This is a genomic window from Candidatus Competibacter phosphatis (assembly GCF_012939995.1).
GTDB lineage: Bacteria > Pseudomonadota > Gammaproteobacteria > Competibacterales > Competibacteraceae > Competibacter > Competibacter phosphatis.
Window position 1 is genome coordinate 21,778 of the sequence record NZ_SPMZ01000030.1, and the last position, 14,560, is coordinate 36,337.

The 14,560-nt window shown below is 61.2% G+C and carries 18 protein-coding genes; 11 read left to right on the forward strand and 7 right to left on the reverse strand.

The window, feature by feature from the left end:
* The first annotated feature begins 63 nt into the window (after positions 1-63).
* On the forward strand, positions 64-813 hold the full coding sequence (locus E4P82_RS11170) for a hypothetical protein (RefSeq protein WP_169248957.1): 750 nt from the start codon (positions 64-66) through the stop codon (positions 811-813).
* A gap of 169 nt (positions 814-982) precedes the next feature.
* Here the strand turns inward: E4P82_RS11170 and E4P82_RS11175 are convergent, their stop codons facing one another.
* Positions 983-3,310, reverse strand: coding sequence for a hypothetical protein (locus E4P82_RS11175; RefSeq protein WP_169248958.1), 2,328 nt, complete (start codon positions 3,308-3,310; stop codon positions 983-985).
* 200 nt (positions 3,311-3,510) lie between these two features.
* Here E4P82_RS11175 and E4P82_RS22840 point away from each other — a divergent pair, with 200 nt between their 5' ends.
* From E4P82_RS22840 to yidD, 9 genes are all read left to right on the forward strand, one after another.
* Positions 3,511-3,633: a hypothetical protein gene (locus tag E4P82_RS22840; RefSeq protein WP_281383687.1), complete on the forward strand. Its 123-nt coding sequence runs from the start codon at positions 3,511-3,513 to the stop codon at positions 3,631-3,633.
* Between the two features lie 53 nt (positions 3,634-3,686).
* Complete coding sequence (locus tag E4P82_RS11180; RefSeq protein WP_169248959.1) at positions 3,687-4,310, forward strand: putative 2OG-Fe(II) oxygenase; 624 nt, start codon at positions 3,687-3,689, stop codon at positions 4,308-4,310.
* A gap of 91 nt (positions 4,311-4,401) precedes the next feature.
* Positions 4,402-6,936, forward strand: a complete 2,535-nt coding sequence (locus E4P82_RS11185) for a fused MFS/spermidine synthase (protein WP_169248960.1) — start codon at positions 4,402-4,404, stop codon at positions 6,934-6,936.
* Positions 6,937-7,083: 147 nt separating this feature from the next.
* Entirely contained in the window at positions 7,084-7,524 is a 441-nt protein-coding gene (locus E4P82_RS11190) for a cupin domain-containing protein (protein ID WP_169248961.1), read from the forward strand.
* A 65-nt stretch (positions 7,525-7,589) separates the two neighbouring features.
* Positions 7,590-8,342 carry a class I SAM-dependent methyltransferase gene (locus tag E4P82_RS11195; RefSeq protein WP_169248962.1) on the forward strand — a complete coding sequence of 251 codons (753 nt, stop codon included), beginning with the start codon at positions 7,590-7,592 and terminating at the stop codon, positions 8,340-8,342.
* A gap of 254 nt (positions 8,343-8,596) precedes the next feature.
* Positions 8,597-9,019: an amino acid-binding protein gene (locus E4P82_RS11200; RefSeq protein WP_169248963.1), complete on the forward strand. Its 423-nt coding sequence runs from the start codon at positions 8,597-8,599 to the stop codon at positions 9,017-9,019.
* Between the two features lie 230 nt (positions 9,020-9,249).
* Positions 9,250-9,909 (forward strand): NUDIX hydrolase, encoded by a 660-nt coding sequence (locus E4P82_RS11205; RefSeq protein WP_169248964.1) that lies wholly within the window; start codon positions 9,250-9,252, stop codon positions 9,907-9,909.
* A 109-nt stretch (positions 9,910-10,018) separates the two neighbouring features.
* Positions 10,019-10,288: a hypothetical protein gene (locus E4P82_RS11210; protein WP_169248965.1), complete on the forward strand. Its 270-nt coding sequence runs from the start codon at positions 10,019-10,021 to the stop codon at positions 10,286-10,288.
* Between the two features lie 96 nt (positions 10,289-10,384).
* Positions 10,385-10,762: a membrane protein insertion efficiency factor YidD gene (gene yidD / locus E4P82_RS11215; protein WP_169248966.1), complete on the forward strand. Its 378-nt coding sequence runs from the start codon at positions 10,385-10,387 to the stop codon at positions 10,760-10,762.
* 5 nt (positions 10,763-10,767) lie between these two features.
* Here yidD and E4P82_RS11220 read toward each other — a convergent pair whose 3' ends face one another.
* Positions 10,768-11,016, reverse strand: coding sequence for a hypothetical protein (locus E4P82_RS11220; RefSeq protein ID WP_169248967.1), 249 nt, complete (start codon positions 11,014-11,016; stop codon positions 10,768-10,770).
* A 300-nt stretch (positions 11,017-11,316) separates the two neighbouring features.
* Here E4P82_RS11220 and E4P82_RS11225 point away from each other — a divergent pair, with 300 nt between their 5' ends.
* Entirely contained in the window at positions 11,317-11,829 is a 513-nt protein-coding gene (locus tag E4P82_RS11225) for a DUF1269 domain-containing protein (protein WP_169248968.1), read from the forward strand.
* Between the two features lie 39 nt (positions 11,830-11,868).
* Here E4P82_RS11225 and E4P82_RS11230 read toward each other — a convergent pair whose 3' ends face one another.
* From E4P82_RS11230 to E4P82_RS11250, 5 genes are all read right to left on the reverse strand, one after another.
* Positions 11,869-12,444 carry an NnrU family protein gene (locus E4P82_RS11230; RefSeq protein ID WP_169248969.1) on the reverse strand — a complete coding sequence of 192 codons (576 nt, stop codon included), beginning with the start codon at positions 12,442-12,444 and terminating at the stop codon, positions 11,869-11,871.
* 196 nt (positions 12,445-12,640) lie between these two features.
* Positions 12,641-13,054 (reverse strand): GFA family protein, encoded by a 414-nt coding sequence (locus tag E4P82_RS11235; protein WP_169248970.1) that lies wholly within the window; start codon positions 13,052-13,054, stop codon positions 12,641-12,643.
* Positions 13,051-13,779 (reverse strand): class II aldolase/adducin family protein, encoded by a 729-nt coding sequence (locus E4P82_RS11240; RefSeq protein ID WP_169248971.1) that lies wholly within the window; start codon positions 13,777-13,779, stop codon positions 13,051-13,053. The genes E4P82_RS11235 and E4P82_RS11240 overlap by 4 nt, the downstream gene beginning before the upstream one ends.
* A 172-nt stretch (positions 13,780-13,951) precedes the next feature.
* Entirely contained in the window at positions 13,952-14,284 is a 333-nt protein-coding gene (locus tag E4P82_RS11245) for a type II toxin-antitoxin system PemK/MazF family toxin (protein WP_169248972.1), read from the reverse strand.
* Positions 14,281-14,502, reverse strand: coding sequence for a hypothetical protein (locus tag E4P82_RS11250; RefSeq protein WP_169248973.1), 222 nt, complete (start codon positions 14,500-14,502; stop codon positions 14,281-14,283). The genes E4P82_RS11245 and E4P82_RS11250 overlap by 4 nt, the downstream gene beginning before the upstream one ends.
* Between the last annotated feature and the right edge of the window lie 58 nt (positions 14,503-14,560).

Genomic DNA, 14,560 nt, shown 5'->3' on the forward strand with positions numbered 1-14,560 from the left:
AGGGTCGCCAGAAAAAAATGCGCGGAGCCCAGCCTTCATTCCGCTTCTCCATCGACCTTGATCGTGTATTTCTTTGCCAAGGTGTGCACGGCGTCGCTGCGCAATGCCGAGGCGGTGGCATCTTTCCAATCCTGCAACACCACGCCACGCAAGACTTCGAAATCGGCCGGCTTTGGCGGTGTGATTGATTCGAGGCGTATCGCCCGCCAGCCATTGCGCGTTGGCAACGCTTGCCATAAATCGGTGGGTGATTGCCGCAAGGCTTCGGCGAATTCCCCCCCCATAGCTCTGGACGATATTGTTTTGCGGCCGATCCTTGAAGATACGCAGACCCGCCTTGGCCTCACCCGGTGTGCCTGCGTTCAAGGCCGCCGCGAAGGCGCGCACGGCGGTTTCGGAGTTGTCGCCGGAAAGCACCGCTTCCTGAAAATCGTAGCGGGCCGGCTCGTCGTATTTATCGCGATGACTCTCGAACCAGGCACGCAGCTTCATGTCGTCCACCGGCGGCAGCTTGACGTTAGCATCGATGATGCTCAGCGCCTTGAAGATCACCCGCTCGCGGATGGCGGTATCGCCCTTGTCGACTCCGAGCGCCAGACCTTCGCGATACAGCACCTCGTTGTCCAGCCAAACCTTGCGCAGGACATAGAGTTCGTCCTCGTTGGGCTCGCGGCCTCGGGCCGCCTTGAACACCTGCCGGGCCTGGTTGTCGACGGCGGCATCCACGACGATCGTGCGCGGATCGTCGACCCGACCGTTGATGAAATGATCGATGGCGAACAACAAGCCACCCAGCAGGAGAAAGTGCAGTAACGGCTCGCGCAGCCAATTGGACCATGTCGCGGCGCGAGGGGAAGATTTTGCTTCGCCCGAAAAGGGTGTCGGCAGCACGGCGGACATTGAGTATCTCAGGGTAAAGGGATGGAAAAATGCGAAAGCGCCGCGCGATATCGCGCGGCGCTCCGTTTACGGTGCTTCGCGACTATTCGACGCCAGCAACTTTTGTAGAGCCGTTGACTTCGATATAGATCGGGTTGCTGTAGAACCACAGGTCGGACCAGGCCGCCACGTCATACGACACGGCCTTCTGGCCTTCGATCGGGTTCGTCACCGCCAGACCAACCTTGTTGGTGCCGCTGGTTGCCGTCTCCAAATGGTCGGGGCAGCCGTCGAACTGGCTATTGGCGGTGTGAGACGCCGTGCACGGGATGCGCAGCATGGTCGGATCGCTGGCGTTGGTGTACAGGTCGGACAGCGGATTGCCGTTGGCGTCGGTTTCGTATGGCACGCTGGGCGGCAGGTTGCTGCCGCGCAGACGCAGGTACTGGGAATCCTTGACCGCCGAGATGCGGAACACCATGGTCTTGAACTCACGATTGCGCTTGACCGTCGACCAAGTGGCGTCGTTGAACGTCTTGTACAGCTCCGCCGTGATGTTCTTGGCGGCTGCCGGAACCACGGAGAGGTCGTAGGTGGTGCCATCGGCCTTCAGCCAGTTGGTGTTGCGGGGCCACTCGCCGGCGTAATCCGCTGCTCCCGAGGTTTTGTAACCAGTCACCATGCCACGAATGACGTCTACATGGTCAAGCACCGGCTTGTTGAGCGGCCGGTGGATGCCGACTTGCAGCAGGGATGGGTTTTCGAAAGTGTAGGGTGAATAGTTGGTACCGGCGGGGTCGCGCACCACGATGGCTACGACGATGTCCTTACCCTTCGGCACCACCAGCTTCTCGCCCATGGTGGCGCAGCCCTCGAAGTTGAGGTCAGTGTTGTCCATAGCCGCGTTCAACGCCAACGATTCAAGCGCCGATTCGTTGCGGCCGTGCGGGGCGGGGTTGCCGATACAGGCGACGAAGGCCAGGCGGTCGACCAACTGGCCGCCGGCGACGAAGCTGTTGCCGCTGCGCAGGCCATTGACGATCTCCTGGGGGGTCAGCTTGCCGCTCTTGCCACTCTTGTCACCTCTACCACTATTGTCGTCGTGCCGAACCATCACGAAGTCGCGCTGGTATTCGCCGGGGTAGAAGTCCTGGGTGGAGCGGCGATCATCGGGACCGAAGCTGCCGCGGTTATGCCAGTCGGAGCTGGCGAAGAACCACCAGGCGCGGCCTTCGCCTAGCAGGGCGTCCCACACGCCACCGATCAGGGCGCCGTAGACGCCGGTGCCGCCGTAGGTGGTGCCGCCGACGGAGTCAACCTTGACCAAGGTGCCCCCTTTGAGCGGTTCGGGGAAGTTGTCGGTCTTGAAGTCGTTGCGCACCGGGTAGTACTCGCCACGGTCGGAGGAGGCACCGTGACCGGGCTGGGTCTCGAAGCCGAAGGCCACCTGGGGCGCGGTGTTGTTGAAGTCGCGCAGGGATTCGACGTTGAAGCCGTTGTTGCCGTTCGGGTTGAACGGTCCGGCACGCTCCAGGTGGGCAGGCACGTAGTAGCTGGCGTCCGGGTGGTACTCGTCCATCCACTTCAGCCCTTCCACGGTCTTGGTGTGGCCCAAGGTACCGCTGGCGCCATTGAGCTTGGCGGCCGTAGTGTTCCAGTCCGGGCTGCCGCTGTTCGGACTGCCGGAAACTGAGCAATCCCACTGATTCGCGGCGCCGCGACTGGTGTCGGAATTACCGCGATCGAAGCAGTACTGCCACTGCGCCAGACCATCGGCATTGCCGATCGCTGTGTAGCCCACGCTCTTCGGCAGTTTCTGGCGATTGATGGCGGCAGGCATCTGACCCGTGATCACCGACATGGAGGTGTGCTCGTGACCGGCGACCACCGACTCCACGCCCATGAACAGCGGCCGGTCCAATTTAGCGTTGAGATATTCCTGAAGCGGGTACTGGTACTGCTGGATCGCCTGCCAGCGCCACATGTTCTGGTAGGGAGGGCAAGGGGCGGAAGAGCCCGAGGGGCAGGAAAAGGAAAGATCGCCCTTGGGCTCGATCGGCCCCCCCACTTCGGCCGGCGTGTTCTGCCAGGTCGTGGTCGGACCATAGCCATCGACATACGGATAGGCCGGTGTGTCCAGCGTGGCGTCTTCCACCAAGGTGCAGTTGCGGTTACCGTTACCGCCGTGGCCGGCTTGCACGAACCAGTCCAGGCCGAAAGTACCATCACTCTTGTCGGTCGATTTCTTGACCAGCTTCTGCATGGAGATCGAACCGTCCGAGCAGGTGGTGTGATTGTGGAAGTCCCCCGTAACGTAGGTTCCAGAGGTATTCGCGGCTCCAGCGATACCGGGCGCGGCGGCTAAGGTGGCGGCACCAAGCGCTGCGGTAATGGCCAGAACGATCTGGCTTTTGCTAAATTCGTGGCTCATCCAGGAAACTCCTCCGACCGGACCGATGGGTGATGATTAATGCCTTAGCAAATCGCTAAGTTTTCCGGGCCGGAATCGTAATGACCGTACATGACACTTTAATGACTAAGTATGAAGATTTTTTGTGTAAAAAAATTCTACAAAAATGATTTAGTTATGATGCATTAAATAACAAAAATAATACAACAAGGGTCTTGGCCATGGAGAACAACCAATGGAAGGCGTTTTTTCACGCTTTAGCAGGAAAAGCGCTTGCTTTCCGAGCCCCTTGGAGTCAGGAAGGCGTTGGTCATGAATCTGTCATCATCGTGCTGGTAATCTGATTCTTTTGCCGTGGCGCCGCAACCCGTCGTCACCCATCCGAGTAATCGCCCCCATGCCCGAAATCATCGGACTCTTCCCCACGCCCTTCATGCGGGTACCGGGCGCCCTGGATCGCGACTTGGTCGGCGGATTGGTCGAACACTTCAGTACGCTGGCCCGCCAGGAAAACAACTCATCGGCCCATCTGTCCCACACCGCCATGCTGCGTCCCAGCGATAGTCCCCTTCTCGTCAAGGCGGCGGCCCTTGTCACGCCGCTGCTGGCGGAATTCGGCGCGCTGCTGTTCGGCGAGCGCCTGGGATGGTCCTTGAAGGAGATGTGGGTCAACGTGCTGGATACCGGCGGTCGCCAAGCGATGCATAACCACGCCAACAGCTTCATCTCCGGGGTCGTGTACCTCACCCCTACCCACCCGGACGCACGGACGGTGTTCATGAAATCACCCGGCGGAACCGACTTCGCCTTCAAGAACGATCATGCCGGGGTGATCACCAGCCCCTATAACGCCGATAAATGGATCAGCCCAGCGCCCGAACCGGGCGATGTCGTGCTGTTTCCCAGCTATCTCATGCACGCGGTGCCGCCAAACCCGGGCGAACGCCGCATCACCCTGGCTTTCAACGCGATTCCTACCCACTTGGATTCCTGGGGTTACCGAATCACCTTCAGCGGCTGAGCATGGAACACGGTAGCGTGTCGGCGTCCGGCGTCGAGACAACGCTCGTATCGCGGCCTGGCGAAGCACGACGCGTCTTGCTCTCGGTCTGATGGTCGCTTCGGGCTTCGCGGCCCTCGGTTACCAAATCGTCTGGACGCAACAAAGCGCGCTGTGGCTGGGCCACGAAGCGGCGGCGGTGCTCGCCGTGGTGGCGGGTTTCTTCGGCGGCCTGGCGGTAGGCGCCTTGGCGCTGGGTCCCCGCATCGATCGCAGCGCCAAGCCGGCCTACTGGTACGCGGCCTGTGAAGCCGTGATCGGAGTATGGAGCCTGATGCTCGCGTTCCTCATGGCGCCAGTCACCGGTTGGATTCTCGATCTCACCGGTGTGCAACCAGCGCCGACATGGCAATGGACCGTGGCCTTCTGCGGCACCTTTCTGATGCTGCTGCCCGCGACGGCGGCCATGGGCGCGACACTGCCGGCGATGGAGCGGGTCCTGGCGAAGATGCACCGTGAAGGAGCGTCCATCGCCGCGCTGTACGCGGGCAATACCTTCGGTGCCGTCCTTGGAGTCCTCGCCACCGCGTTCTGGCTCATCCCGGAATGGGGCCTGACCCGCACCGCGAGCGTGTGCGCGGCGCTGAACTTCCTGTGCGCCGTGGCGGCGGCAAAGCTCTTCGTCGAACCCGAGAACGAGGCACCGGCAACAGTGCGATCGGATGCGCCCGGCGTTCTGATGGTGCTGGCCGTCACCGGGCTGCTGGGCATCGGCTACGAGGTGCTTGTCGTTCGGGTTCTCAGTCAGGTCGCCGAGAACACCGTCTATACCTTCGCGCTATTGCTGGCGGTGTATTTGGTGGGTACGGCGCTTGGTGCCGCCATGTATGACCGTTGGTCGCATCGCCTGAATGGGGTGGAACAGCCGCGCGATCGGTTACTGCGCATGCTGGCGGTGGCCTGCCTGCTCAGCGTCCTGATCCTCGCGGACGCCGAAACCGTCAAGGCGTCGGTGCTGTATGCGTTGGGAAACGGCATGGGAGCCGCGCTGGCCGCCGAAGCGGTGCTGGCGACGGCGGCGTTTCTGCTGCCCACCATCGTGATGGGTGCGCTCTTCAGCCACCTCGGCACCAGCGCGCGCGCGGCCGGCATCGGCTTCGGGCGCGCGCTCGGCGTCAATACCTTGGGCGCCGCCGTCGCACCATGGCTGTTCGGAGTGGTGCTCGTGCCGGGGGTCGGATCGAAGTTCGCGTTGCTGCTCGTCGCCGCTGGCTATCTCGCCTTGTCGTCGCGACGCGCATGGTTCGCCATGACCCAATGGATCACGGCGGGCGCGACGCTGGCGCTGGCCGTATGGGCACCGTCCCTGGCGATCGTGAATGTTCCCGAGGGCGGGCGGATCGTTCGTTATGCGGAAGGGGCGATGGCGGCGGTCAGCGTGGTGGAGGACGCCAATGGCGTGGCCAGTCTGCATATCAACAACCGACAGCAGGAAGGCAGTAGCGCAACATTGTTCGCCGATGCCCGACAAGCGCTGCTGCCAGTCCTGCTCCACCCCGCGCCGCGCCGCGCGCTCTTCCTGGGGTTGGGCACCGGCGTCACCGCCTCTTCGGCCGCTGAAGATCCGCAATTGGAGGTCGATGCCGTCGAACTGTTGCCGGAAGTCATCGACGCATCGACGTATTTCACCGGCATGTTCGGAGACGACGCGCGCAACCCGCGCCTGCACCTGATGACCGCCGACGCAAGACGCTTTGTGCGAATCACCCGCGAGCGCTACGACCTGATTGTCTCCGACAACTTCCACCCGGCGCGCAGTGGCTCCGGTTCGCTCTACACCGTCGAGCATTTCAAGGCCGTGCAAGATCGGCTTGCCGCGGGCGGCCTGTTCTGCCAATGGCTGCCCTTGCATCAACTCGATCTCGAAACCCTGCGCGGCATCGTACGGACCTTCCTCACCGTTTTTCCGCGCGGCTGGGCGATGCTGGCCACCAACAGCCTGGACACGCCCGTTCTGGGTCTGGTCGCGCGTCGCGACGGGGAGCGCTTCGATATCGAACAGGTGCGCGAGCGCTTGACCCGCGTGGCGATGAAGCACGGCCCCGGCGAGTTCGGGATTGCCGACGAATTCGCGTTGCTGGGTAGCTTTATCGCCGGTCCGCGCGCGCTGGCGCGTTTCGCCGGCAACGCGCCGCTTAACACCGACGACCATCCGGTGGTCGCCTATCTCGCGCCGCGCATCGCCTATGTTTCCGATTCCCTGCCGCGAGATCGGCTGATTGCCTTGCTGCGCGAAGTCGAGATCAGCCCGGATGAACTGCTCGCGGCGCCTCGCGACACTGCTTGGGCATCGCGACTGTTCGCGTACTGGGCGGCCCGAAATCGCTTCATCGAGCTGGGCCGCGATGTACGACCCACCTCCGACGTGCGGCGCATGTTGGCGCAGGTGCGCGAACCGCTCCTGTCCGTGCTACGTATCAGCCCGGAATTTCGTCCCGCATACGATCCATTGTTGCGGATGGCAACCGTGCTCGGGCGCATCAATGCCGTCGCTGCCCGCGCGCTGCTGATCGAACTGCAACTGGCCCAACCGTCGCGACCGGAAGCGGCACAGGCTTTACGCGATATTTCCGGTGCAGCGCCGTGAACGCCTTTCCATAATATGCTTATCGTCCCAGACGGCTTTGGTTGTACTGGGATGTCTTTTATGGCGGATTCCGAGATATTTCACGGTGGCGAGGATTTCGTTGCTTCATGGAGGGGATTGGGGGATTTCCACACCGGGAGTCACATCATGAAAAAATTCGGTACCATCTGGGCGATCGTATTCATCCTGGGCTCGAGCATCGCCGTCGCGCAAGACCGCGCGCCCGCGCCTTTGTTGCCCGACCGTATCCCCTTCGTCAGCCCACCGGGGTTGTCGGGAATACAGGTTGCTCAGATCCTTGGGGACCCCAAGCAGCCGACGCCCTATCTGATACGAGTCAAACTCGCTGATGGCGCCCGGATTCCGCCTCACACCCACCCCGACGCCCGCAACAGCACGGTGTTGACGGGTACACTCTATGTTGGATTCGGCGAAACCTTCATGGAATCGCGAGTCGTCGCCGTGCCGACAGGCGGGGTTTACGTGGCGCCGGAGGGTGTCCCGCATTACCTCTGGGCGAAAGACGGTGAGGTGATCTATCAGGAAGCGGGAACAGGTCCGACCGGCGTCGCCTTCGTCAAACCGTAGCCGGACCGCCGGATTTCGACACCGGGCTCCGGTGTCAAATGGTGGAATACTTCTGGGAAATCGCCATGAACCTTCCATTCAATGATCACTTCACGCCGGTTACCACCCATTACGCTCAGTTTCGCCCCACCTATCCCGAAGCGCTTTTCGACTGGTTGGCGACCATCGCCCCCGCGCGGGAACTGGCTTGGGATTGCGCGGCGGGCAGCGGCCAAGCCACGCTCGATCTGGCTCGGCACTTCACTCGCGTGATCGCCACCGACGCCAGCCGGGCGCAAATCGACGCAGCGCCGCCCCATCCGAACGTCGAATACCGAGTTGCGCCCGCCGAGGCGTCGGGTTTGCCCGAAGCGACGGTGGATATGATTACGGTGGCGCAAGCCCTACATTGGTTCGAGCTGGACTGTTTCTATGCGGAAGTGCGTCGGGTTCTGAAACCCGGCGGCATCCTGGCGACGTGGAGCTATGGCGTACAGACGGTGGACGAGGCTCGCGTCGATGCCTGTGTGCAAACCTTCTATCGGGACACGGTGGGACCCTACTGGCCACCCGAACGCCGCCATGTCGAAAGCGGTTACCGGAGCTTGCCGTTCCCGTTTCGCGAAATTCCGGCGCCGGAATTCCACATGACCGCGACCTGGACTTTGCCGGAACTGCTCGGCTACTTGCGAAGCTGGTCGGCGACGGGACGTTACCTCGCCGCGCGCGGCACGGACCCGGTGAACGATCTGGCGGTGGAACTCGCGTCGCCATGGGGCGATCCGTCGGTTCGGCGGCGGGTGACCTGGCCGTTGTCCTTGCGGGTGGGTCGGGATTGAAGGCGGCAAGACGGTGGGGAGGGAATCCCTCGTGGAAAACACCGCTTCGCGAGACCGGGATGAACGGCTTGGAGCGGTAAAAACTCAGTTTGGAACTACACTTTAGCTTATCCGGATCTTGACGATGCGGATGGCTCCGCGATCCAGGCAAACCGTCTGGGCGCTGCGCCGCCCAGACCTTTATCATGAATTTCATGATGTCGCGGGATACAGCGGAAAGTAGTTGCATGCCTCTGAACCCAAAGGAGGATATCATGGAACTGATCACCGAACGTGTCGAAGTATGGGCTGCCGGTATCGAAGATAAGCCCGGCAGTTTGGCCAATGTCCTAACCGGCTTGCGGGAAGCCGGCGCCGATCTCAACTTCATACTCGCCCGGCGAGAGCCGGATCAAGCCGGCAAGTCGGTCGTCTACGTCACTCCCTTGAACGGCGATGCCGAACTCGAAGCCGCCGCTACCCTGGGCTTCAACGTCACCACGCGAGTGCATTCGATACGGGTCGAAGGGGAGAATCAGTCTGGAATCGCCGCTGCGTTGGCCTTGAAACTCGCAGCGGCGGGTATCAACCTGCGCGGCTTTTCGGCGGCAGTGCTCGGGAGCCGTTTCGTCCTGTATGTTGGCCTGGATTCCGACGAGGATGCCGCAAAGGCCATGACCGTGCTCAAGCAAGCATAAGATGAGTTCTTCGCGGATGGCTGTCTGAAACATCCTCCGTTTCGCGCCCGGCGACACACATCGTCCTCTCTGCCGCCGGGTTTGCCATTCCCCGCATGCACCTGAAGCGCGAATCCGAGAATCATGCGCGATGCCGCACAGGAAGAGTTGCCCCTGGCCGGATTCATGATATATTCAATCATTGTTAATTGTTATTAACAATCAAGCGCATCGTCAGGAGCATGCCGACCATGGATCCTTCCTTTCCTCGACCCTTGGTGATGGTGGACACAGCGCTGTTCACCATTCTCGACGAGCGCCTGTGTCTGCTCCTGACCCAGCGCAAGGAGCCACCATTCGAGCGGAAACTCGCGCTGCCCGGTGGATTCGTGCATGTCGACGAGGACGCGGATACGGAGGCGGCGGCCCGAAGAGTGGTTTGCGGCAAGATCGGATTCGACGCGCCTTATCTCGAACAGTTATTCACGTTTTCCGGGGCCACCCGAGACCCTCGGGGCTGGTCGGTCAGTGTCGCCTACTACGCTCTGATTCCCGCTTCCCTGCTGGATCGGAGTCAAACCGCCGAAGCCTTTCCGGTAGAGGCGTTGCCGGCGTTGCCGTTCGACCACGACCGGATCGTCGCCAAAGCCATCGAGCGGCTGCGCGGCAAGGCAACCTATTCCTCCTTACCAGCCTTTCTGCTACCGGCGACATTTACCATGAACGAATTGCATCGCATCTATGAGCAGACCATCGGCGTTCGCCTCGACAAGGCATCGTTCCGCCACAAAATCCTGGAACAGGGCATCATCGATCCGGTCCCAAGCCAGTTTCGGATCGGCGCGCACCGGCCGGCGCAACTTTACCGGCTGGCAAACCGCGTGCTGACCGCCTTCGAGCGCAAGATTTAGAGGCTGGGCAAATCCCGCCTGTCTATACTCGATTTGCCCCTCGGTTACCGAGCTTTCGCACCACTTGGAAAGTGATGGACAGCACCCAGTAGCAGCCATGAACCCGAACTTGATCCCAAAAGACACCCGGCACCAGTTGGTGCGCCTACTGAACAGTGCGGCGCGTCAGCTCCGCGCGGCGCGTGAAACGGCTGAACAGGCGCATCAGGTGATGGGCCACTCCCAGTTCTACGGCATGGATGGCATCAATACCGCCGCCGAACTGGAAGATGCCATCAACAGCCTGCTCGATCAGATTCAAGTCTGCACCAGCGCCGCGACTCTCACCGCCGAGCGGCTGGAATATGTGGTACCGCGCGATTCTTCCAAGCAACAGTAGCGGTCAGCGGGCCAGCATTCAGGTTGGCGGGGCGGTGACATTTCCCACCGACCGCGCGGTTTTCCTCGACCGAATCGCTATCACGCCCCTGGTGCCATGAATCCGCTCGACAGTCTCGCCTTGGCCGCGCTTACGCTCTACCAGCGCCATCTATCTCCGCGCAAGGGGTATTGCTGCGCTCACCGGGCTTTACACGGCGGACCTTCCTGTTCGGCGCTTGCCCGCCAAGCGATCACCCGCGACGGGCTGTGGTCGGCCCTGAGCACGATCCGCAACCGGTTGTGGGCCTGCCGAGCGGCGGCGCGACAGTTGAGCGCCGATCGGGATCGCGACGGGAAGCGCAAGAAACGCGGCTGCGAGGCTGTGCCCGACTGTCTACCCGATGCCTGTCCCGACGCCTGTCCCGACGCCTGTCCCGACGCCTGTGACGGCGGAAGTTGCCTGCCGGATGCCTGCACCCGACTTGGCGCCTGACCCGATCACGCCGCCGCTTCGTCGTCGCGCAGGCAATGCACCAAGCCCAAGGCGTTTTGGATATGGCGGGACGCTTCCAGCAACCGGTCTTCCGGTTGCGCGGCCAGGGCGGACGAAGCCAGTACCGCGGCGACGTTCACCAGAAACGAAAGGGGTTCCATCTCGGCCTCGCGGGCGTAGGCGAGAATGTGAGCGCTAGCCTCCTTGGCGCAGGTGGCAACCAGTTCGCTGGCGTGTTGTTCGTCTTGAGTCATGGGTCATTTCTCCGTTCGCGCTTGAATCCAGGCCGGCGCATATCGACCTTCTCGGTGGTTTTGCCGGATCAAGCATAGTGGAAAGGGGCGGATGGCGCTTCACGGCGGCTCAGGTACGAACCAATGCAATTAACTACAATCAATAAGTGAATTCACGGTGGATGCCGCCGGTTCACGCAGACGTGTGGACCGGTGGGAAGAACAGGGAAGAGGCGTCGGTGCGACCGATCCCGCATCCGACTCGTGCCAGCATCGCCCACCGGCCCCGACGACCGAGGGCGAACGGTTAAGGAGAGCAACATGAAACGCATATATTTTCTGGTTCCAACGGTCGAGATCGCGAAAACCATCGTCGATGAGCTGCTGCTCGCGCGTATCGAGGAGCGCCACATCCACATTCTGGCCAAGCACGGCACGCCGCTGGAGGACCTGCCCGAAGCCTCGTTGCTGCAAAAGAGCGATTTCATCCCCGCGATGGAGCGAGGCTTGGCGGTCGGCGGCACGGTCGGCACGCTGGCCGGCCTGATCGCCGTTGCGCTGGGGCCGATCAGTCTGGTGGTGGCGGGAGGCGGGATCGTGCTGGCCGGCGGGCTGGCCGGCGCCGGCGTGGGGGCGTGGCTGAGCGGGATGGTGGGGCTGAGCGTGGACAATTCCCGGTTGAAACATTTCGAGGCGGCGATCGAGCGCGGCGAATTGCTCATGATGATCGACGTACCGCGCGACCAAGTGGCGCGCATCACCGAGCTGGTGTCGACCCACCACCCGGAGGCGCACCCCGAAGGCACGGAACCGACCATCCCCGCGTTTCCATAAGGCGGGGATGGATCGCCGACGGTCGGTGCGACGAGAGCCTCAGCGCGCGATGGGCGAGACGCCGATCAGCCAAAGGTGCAACCAGAGCACGAAAGCGATGTAGAGCGCCAAACCACCGACCACGGCGATCAGGTCATTCACCTTGGAGGGCGGCGCGCCGGGAACCGGCCGCGGCGCGCGGCGCTTCAACGAGATGCGATCCGCGACCGCCCAGACCAGGAAAGTGCCGAACAGCAGCACGTCGGCCAGCGTGCCGTTAGCCAACAGATGAGCAGCGGCCCAAAGCTTGATGGCCGCCAGCATGGGATGCTTGACGGTGGTCTGGATGCGTCCGGGTAGGTAGGCGGCGAGCAGCAGCGGAAAGACCGGAACCAGCAGCAACAGCGCCAGATGGCGCAACCAGGTGGGCGACCAGTAGAGAATCACCGGATCGTGGCGGGCCAGCCCGTAACCCCAGACGATCAGCCCGAATCCGATCAGGGCCACCAGCGAATAGGTGGCTTGCCACGGTCCCTCCCCCAGTTTCGCCGCTTGGCGGTCCCGCCAGGGTGCGTTCACTATCGATACGGAATGCACGGCGAAGAAAATGACCAGTCCCAGTAAAAATATACTCATCCGTCCGTCCTCGATGCATGGTTCAGAGTGGCGCTGGTTGGCGACTGAATGATTGTCGCCTAATTGAAGATTTATTGTTGCCCTAAAATCGAATAAACAATAATATTTATTAAAATCATATATATGTGATTTATGTGCCAACGTCCCAGCTTGTGGATGGGTTGCCAGAAATCACGGCAACCCAACCCATACGCTGTTATTTAGGTGGCATCGGTTGCCGCTCCTCACGCTCAAGCGCCGGGTCCAGACAAGCCCAACCCGGTGCGCTCGCCGCCCAAATGTTCATGCTCGGTTGAATAGAGGAAGGGTCATCCAGGTTGCCCGCACGGACCACGCGGAAATCTGGGCGGTTGGAGGATTTGGCGAACAGATGCGCGCCACACTTCGGGCAAAATTGACGAGTGACTTCATCGCCACTGTCGGCGATCTTCGTGTACTCGGAAAGCACCCCGGAAAAGCTGAGTCCGTCCGCGGGGACCAGCAGATTCACCGACCCATTGGCCGCGAGGTGTTGGCAGTCGCGGCACCAGCAAATGCGGGTGGCCAGCGGTTCCGTGACAAGCTTGAAACTCACTGCGCCGCAAAGACAATGACCAGTTCTTTCAGTCATGATGTTTGTCTCTCTCTTGAGTGGATTGGGTGCTTTTCCAGCCAATATTCCCAGGGCCGATTGAGGACGGCGTGGTGGAGCTCGTCCGCCAGCCTGGCCTCCTCGGGCGCAAGATAGGTGGGCTCGCCGAGTTGCATTGCAATAGGCTGGAGTTGGGCATTGACCATGGTGTATACGGCCCGGAAGACTGCTTCCTTCACAGAGGAGCCGACCACTGTCGCGCCGTGGCCGCGCATGAGCACCACCGCACAGTTCCCCAGCGTCGCCGCGAGGGCGCGGCCAAGATCAGACCGCGTAATGAGCAGATTGGTCATGCCGTGACCCTTGCGGATATCGAATACCGGCGCGCCCGCCGCAAGGAAGCCACACATGTGGTACAGCGGACGCAGCGGCGTCGGGCTTACACCGAACGGGATGAGCGCCGGGGCGTGGGTATGCACCACGGCCATCACGTCGGGCCGAGCACGGTAAATCTCCCCGTGGATGAAGCGCTCGATCGAGGGTCGGACATCGGCCGGGCGAATGACATCGCTTTCCGCATCGAGCTCGACCACGCCCGACTCCTCCACCGGGCCGCCCGCATTACTTCGGGTCATGAAGTAGTGGTCGGGCTGGAGCGGGCTGCGAACCGAGACGTGACCAAATCCGTCGATGACGCCCTCGCCGGCGAGAATCCGGTTGGCGGCAAAAAGCTCCTCTAGGGTCTGCTGAAGGGGGGATGTCATATGGAACCCTCACTGTTTCGAACTGCCATGCTCAAGATAAACCACGAGGACGGAAACTTCTGAAGGCGTTGACGGCCGATGTCGGCTTGATCCGCGTGGTTGTGCGGCGCGGAGCGCCGTGCAACGATTCCGTTAACCTGCTGTGCGTAGCACGGTCGGATACAACGACCAGTTAGGCATTTCCAATATCCAAAGCTGCTCGAAGAGCTTGGTTAAGTTCGGCAAGTTTTGCGGGTGACAATGAACCCACATAATCCGTTAGGACGGATTTGGGCAGACTCACCAAATCATCGCAATGGATGCTGCTGTCATGTTTCAAGCCATGTTCGATTCCAACAAGAACTTGGGTAGAAAGACCGTGATAAGCACTGTAAACCGGCGCACAAATCACCGTAGAAAATTTTGAGTCAATCAGCACTTGGCGACTCACCACAACGAAAACTCTGGATCGCCTTAGATCACGGGTCGATGGATGCGGAACCCGGTATAAATCGCCGCGTTTCAAGGAATCACCTGATAATCAAGCACATCTTCCGCTTCTTGGTTTAGCTCGTCCGCGTAGCGGTTTAAGATTTCAAGGTCGCTACTTGCGACATCATGCGTGGCGAAAAAGCAACGGAGAGCTTCTGCTACAAGAGCAGTGCGCGCATCTGGTTGGGGTGCTCGCCGATACAACTCGGCGACGAGATCATCTGGAATATTGATAGATGTTTGATTAGTCATGGAATTCTACAAATGAAATTAAATAGTTGGAGACGGGCAATCGTAATCCGCTCCGGCG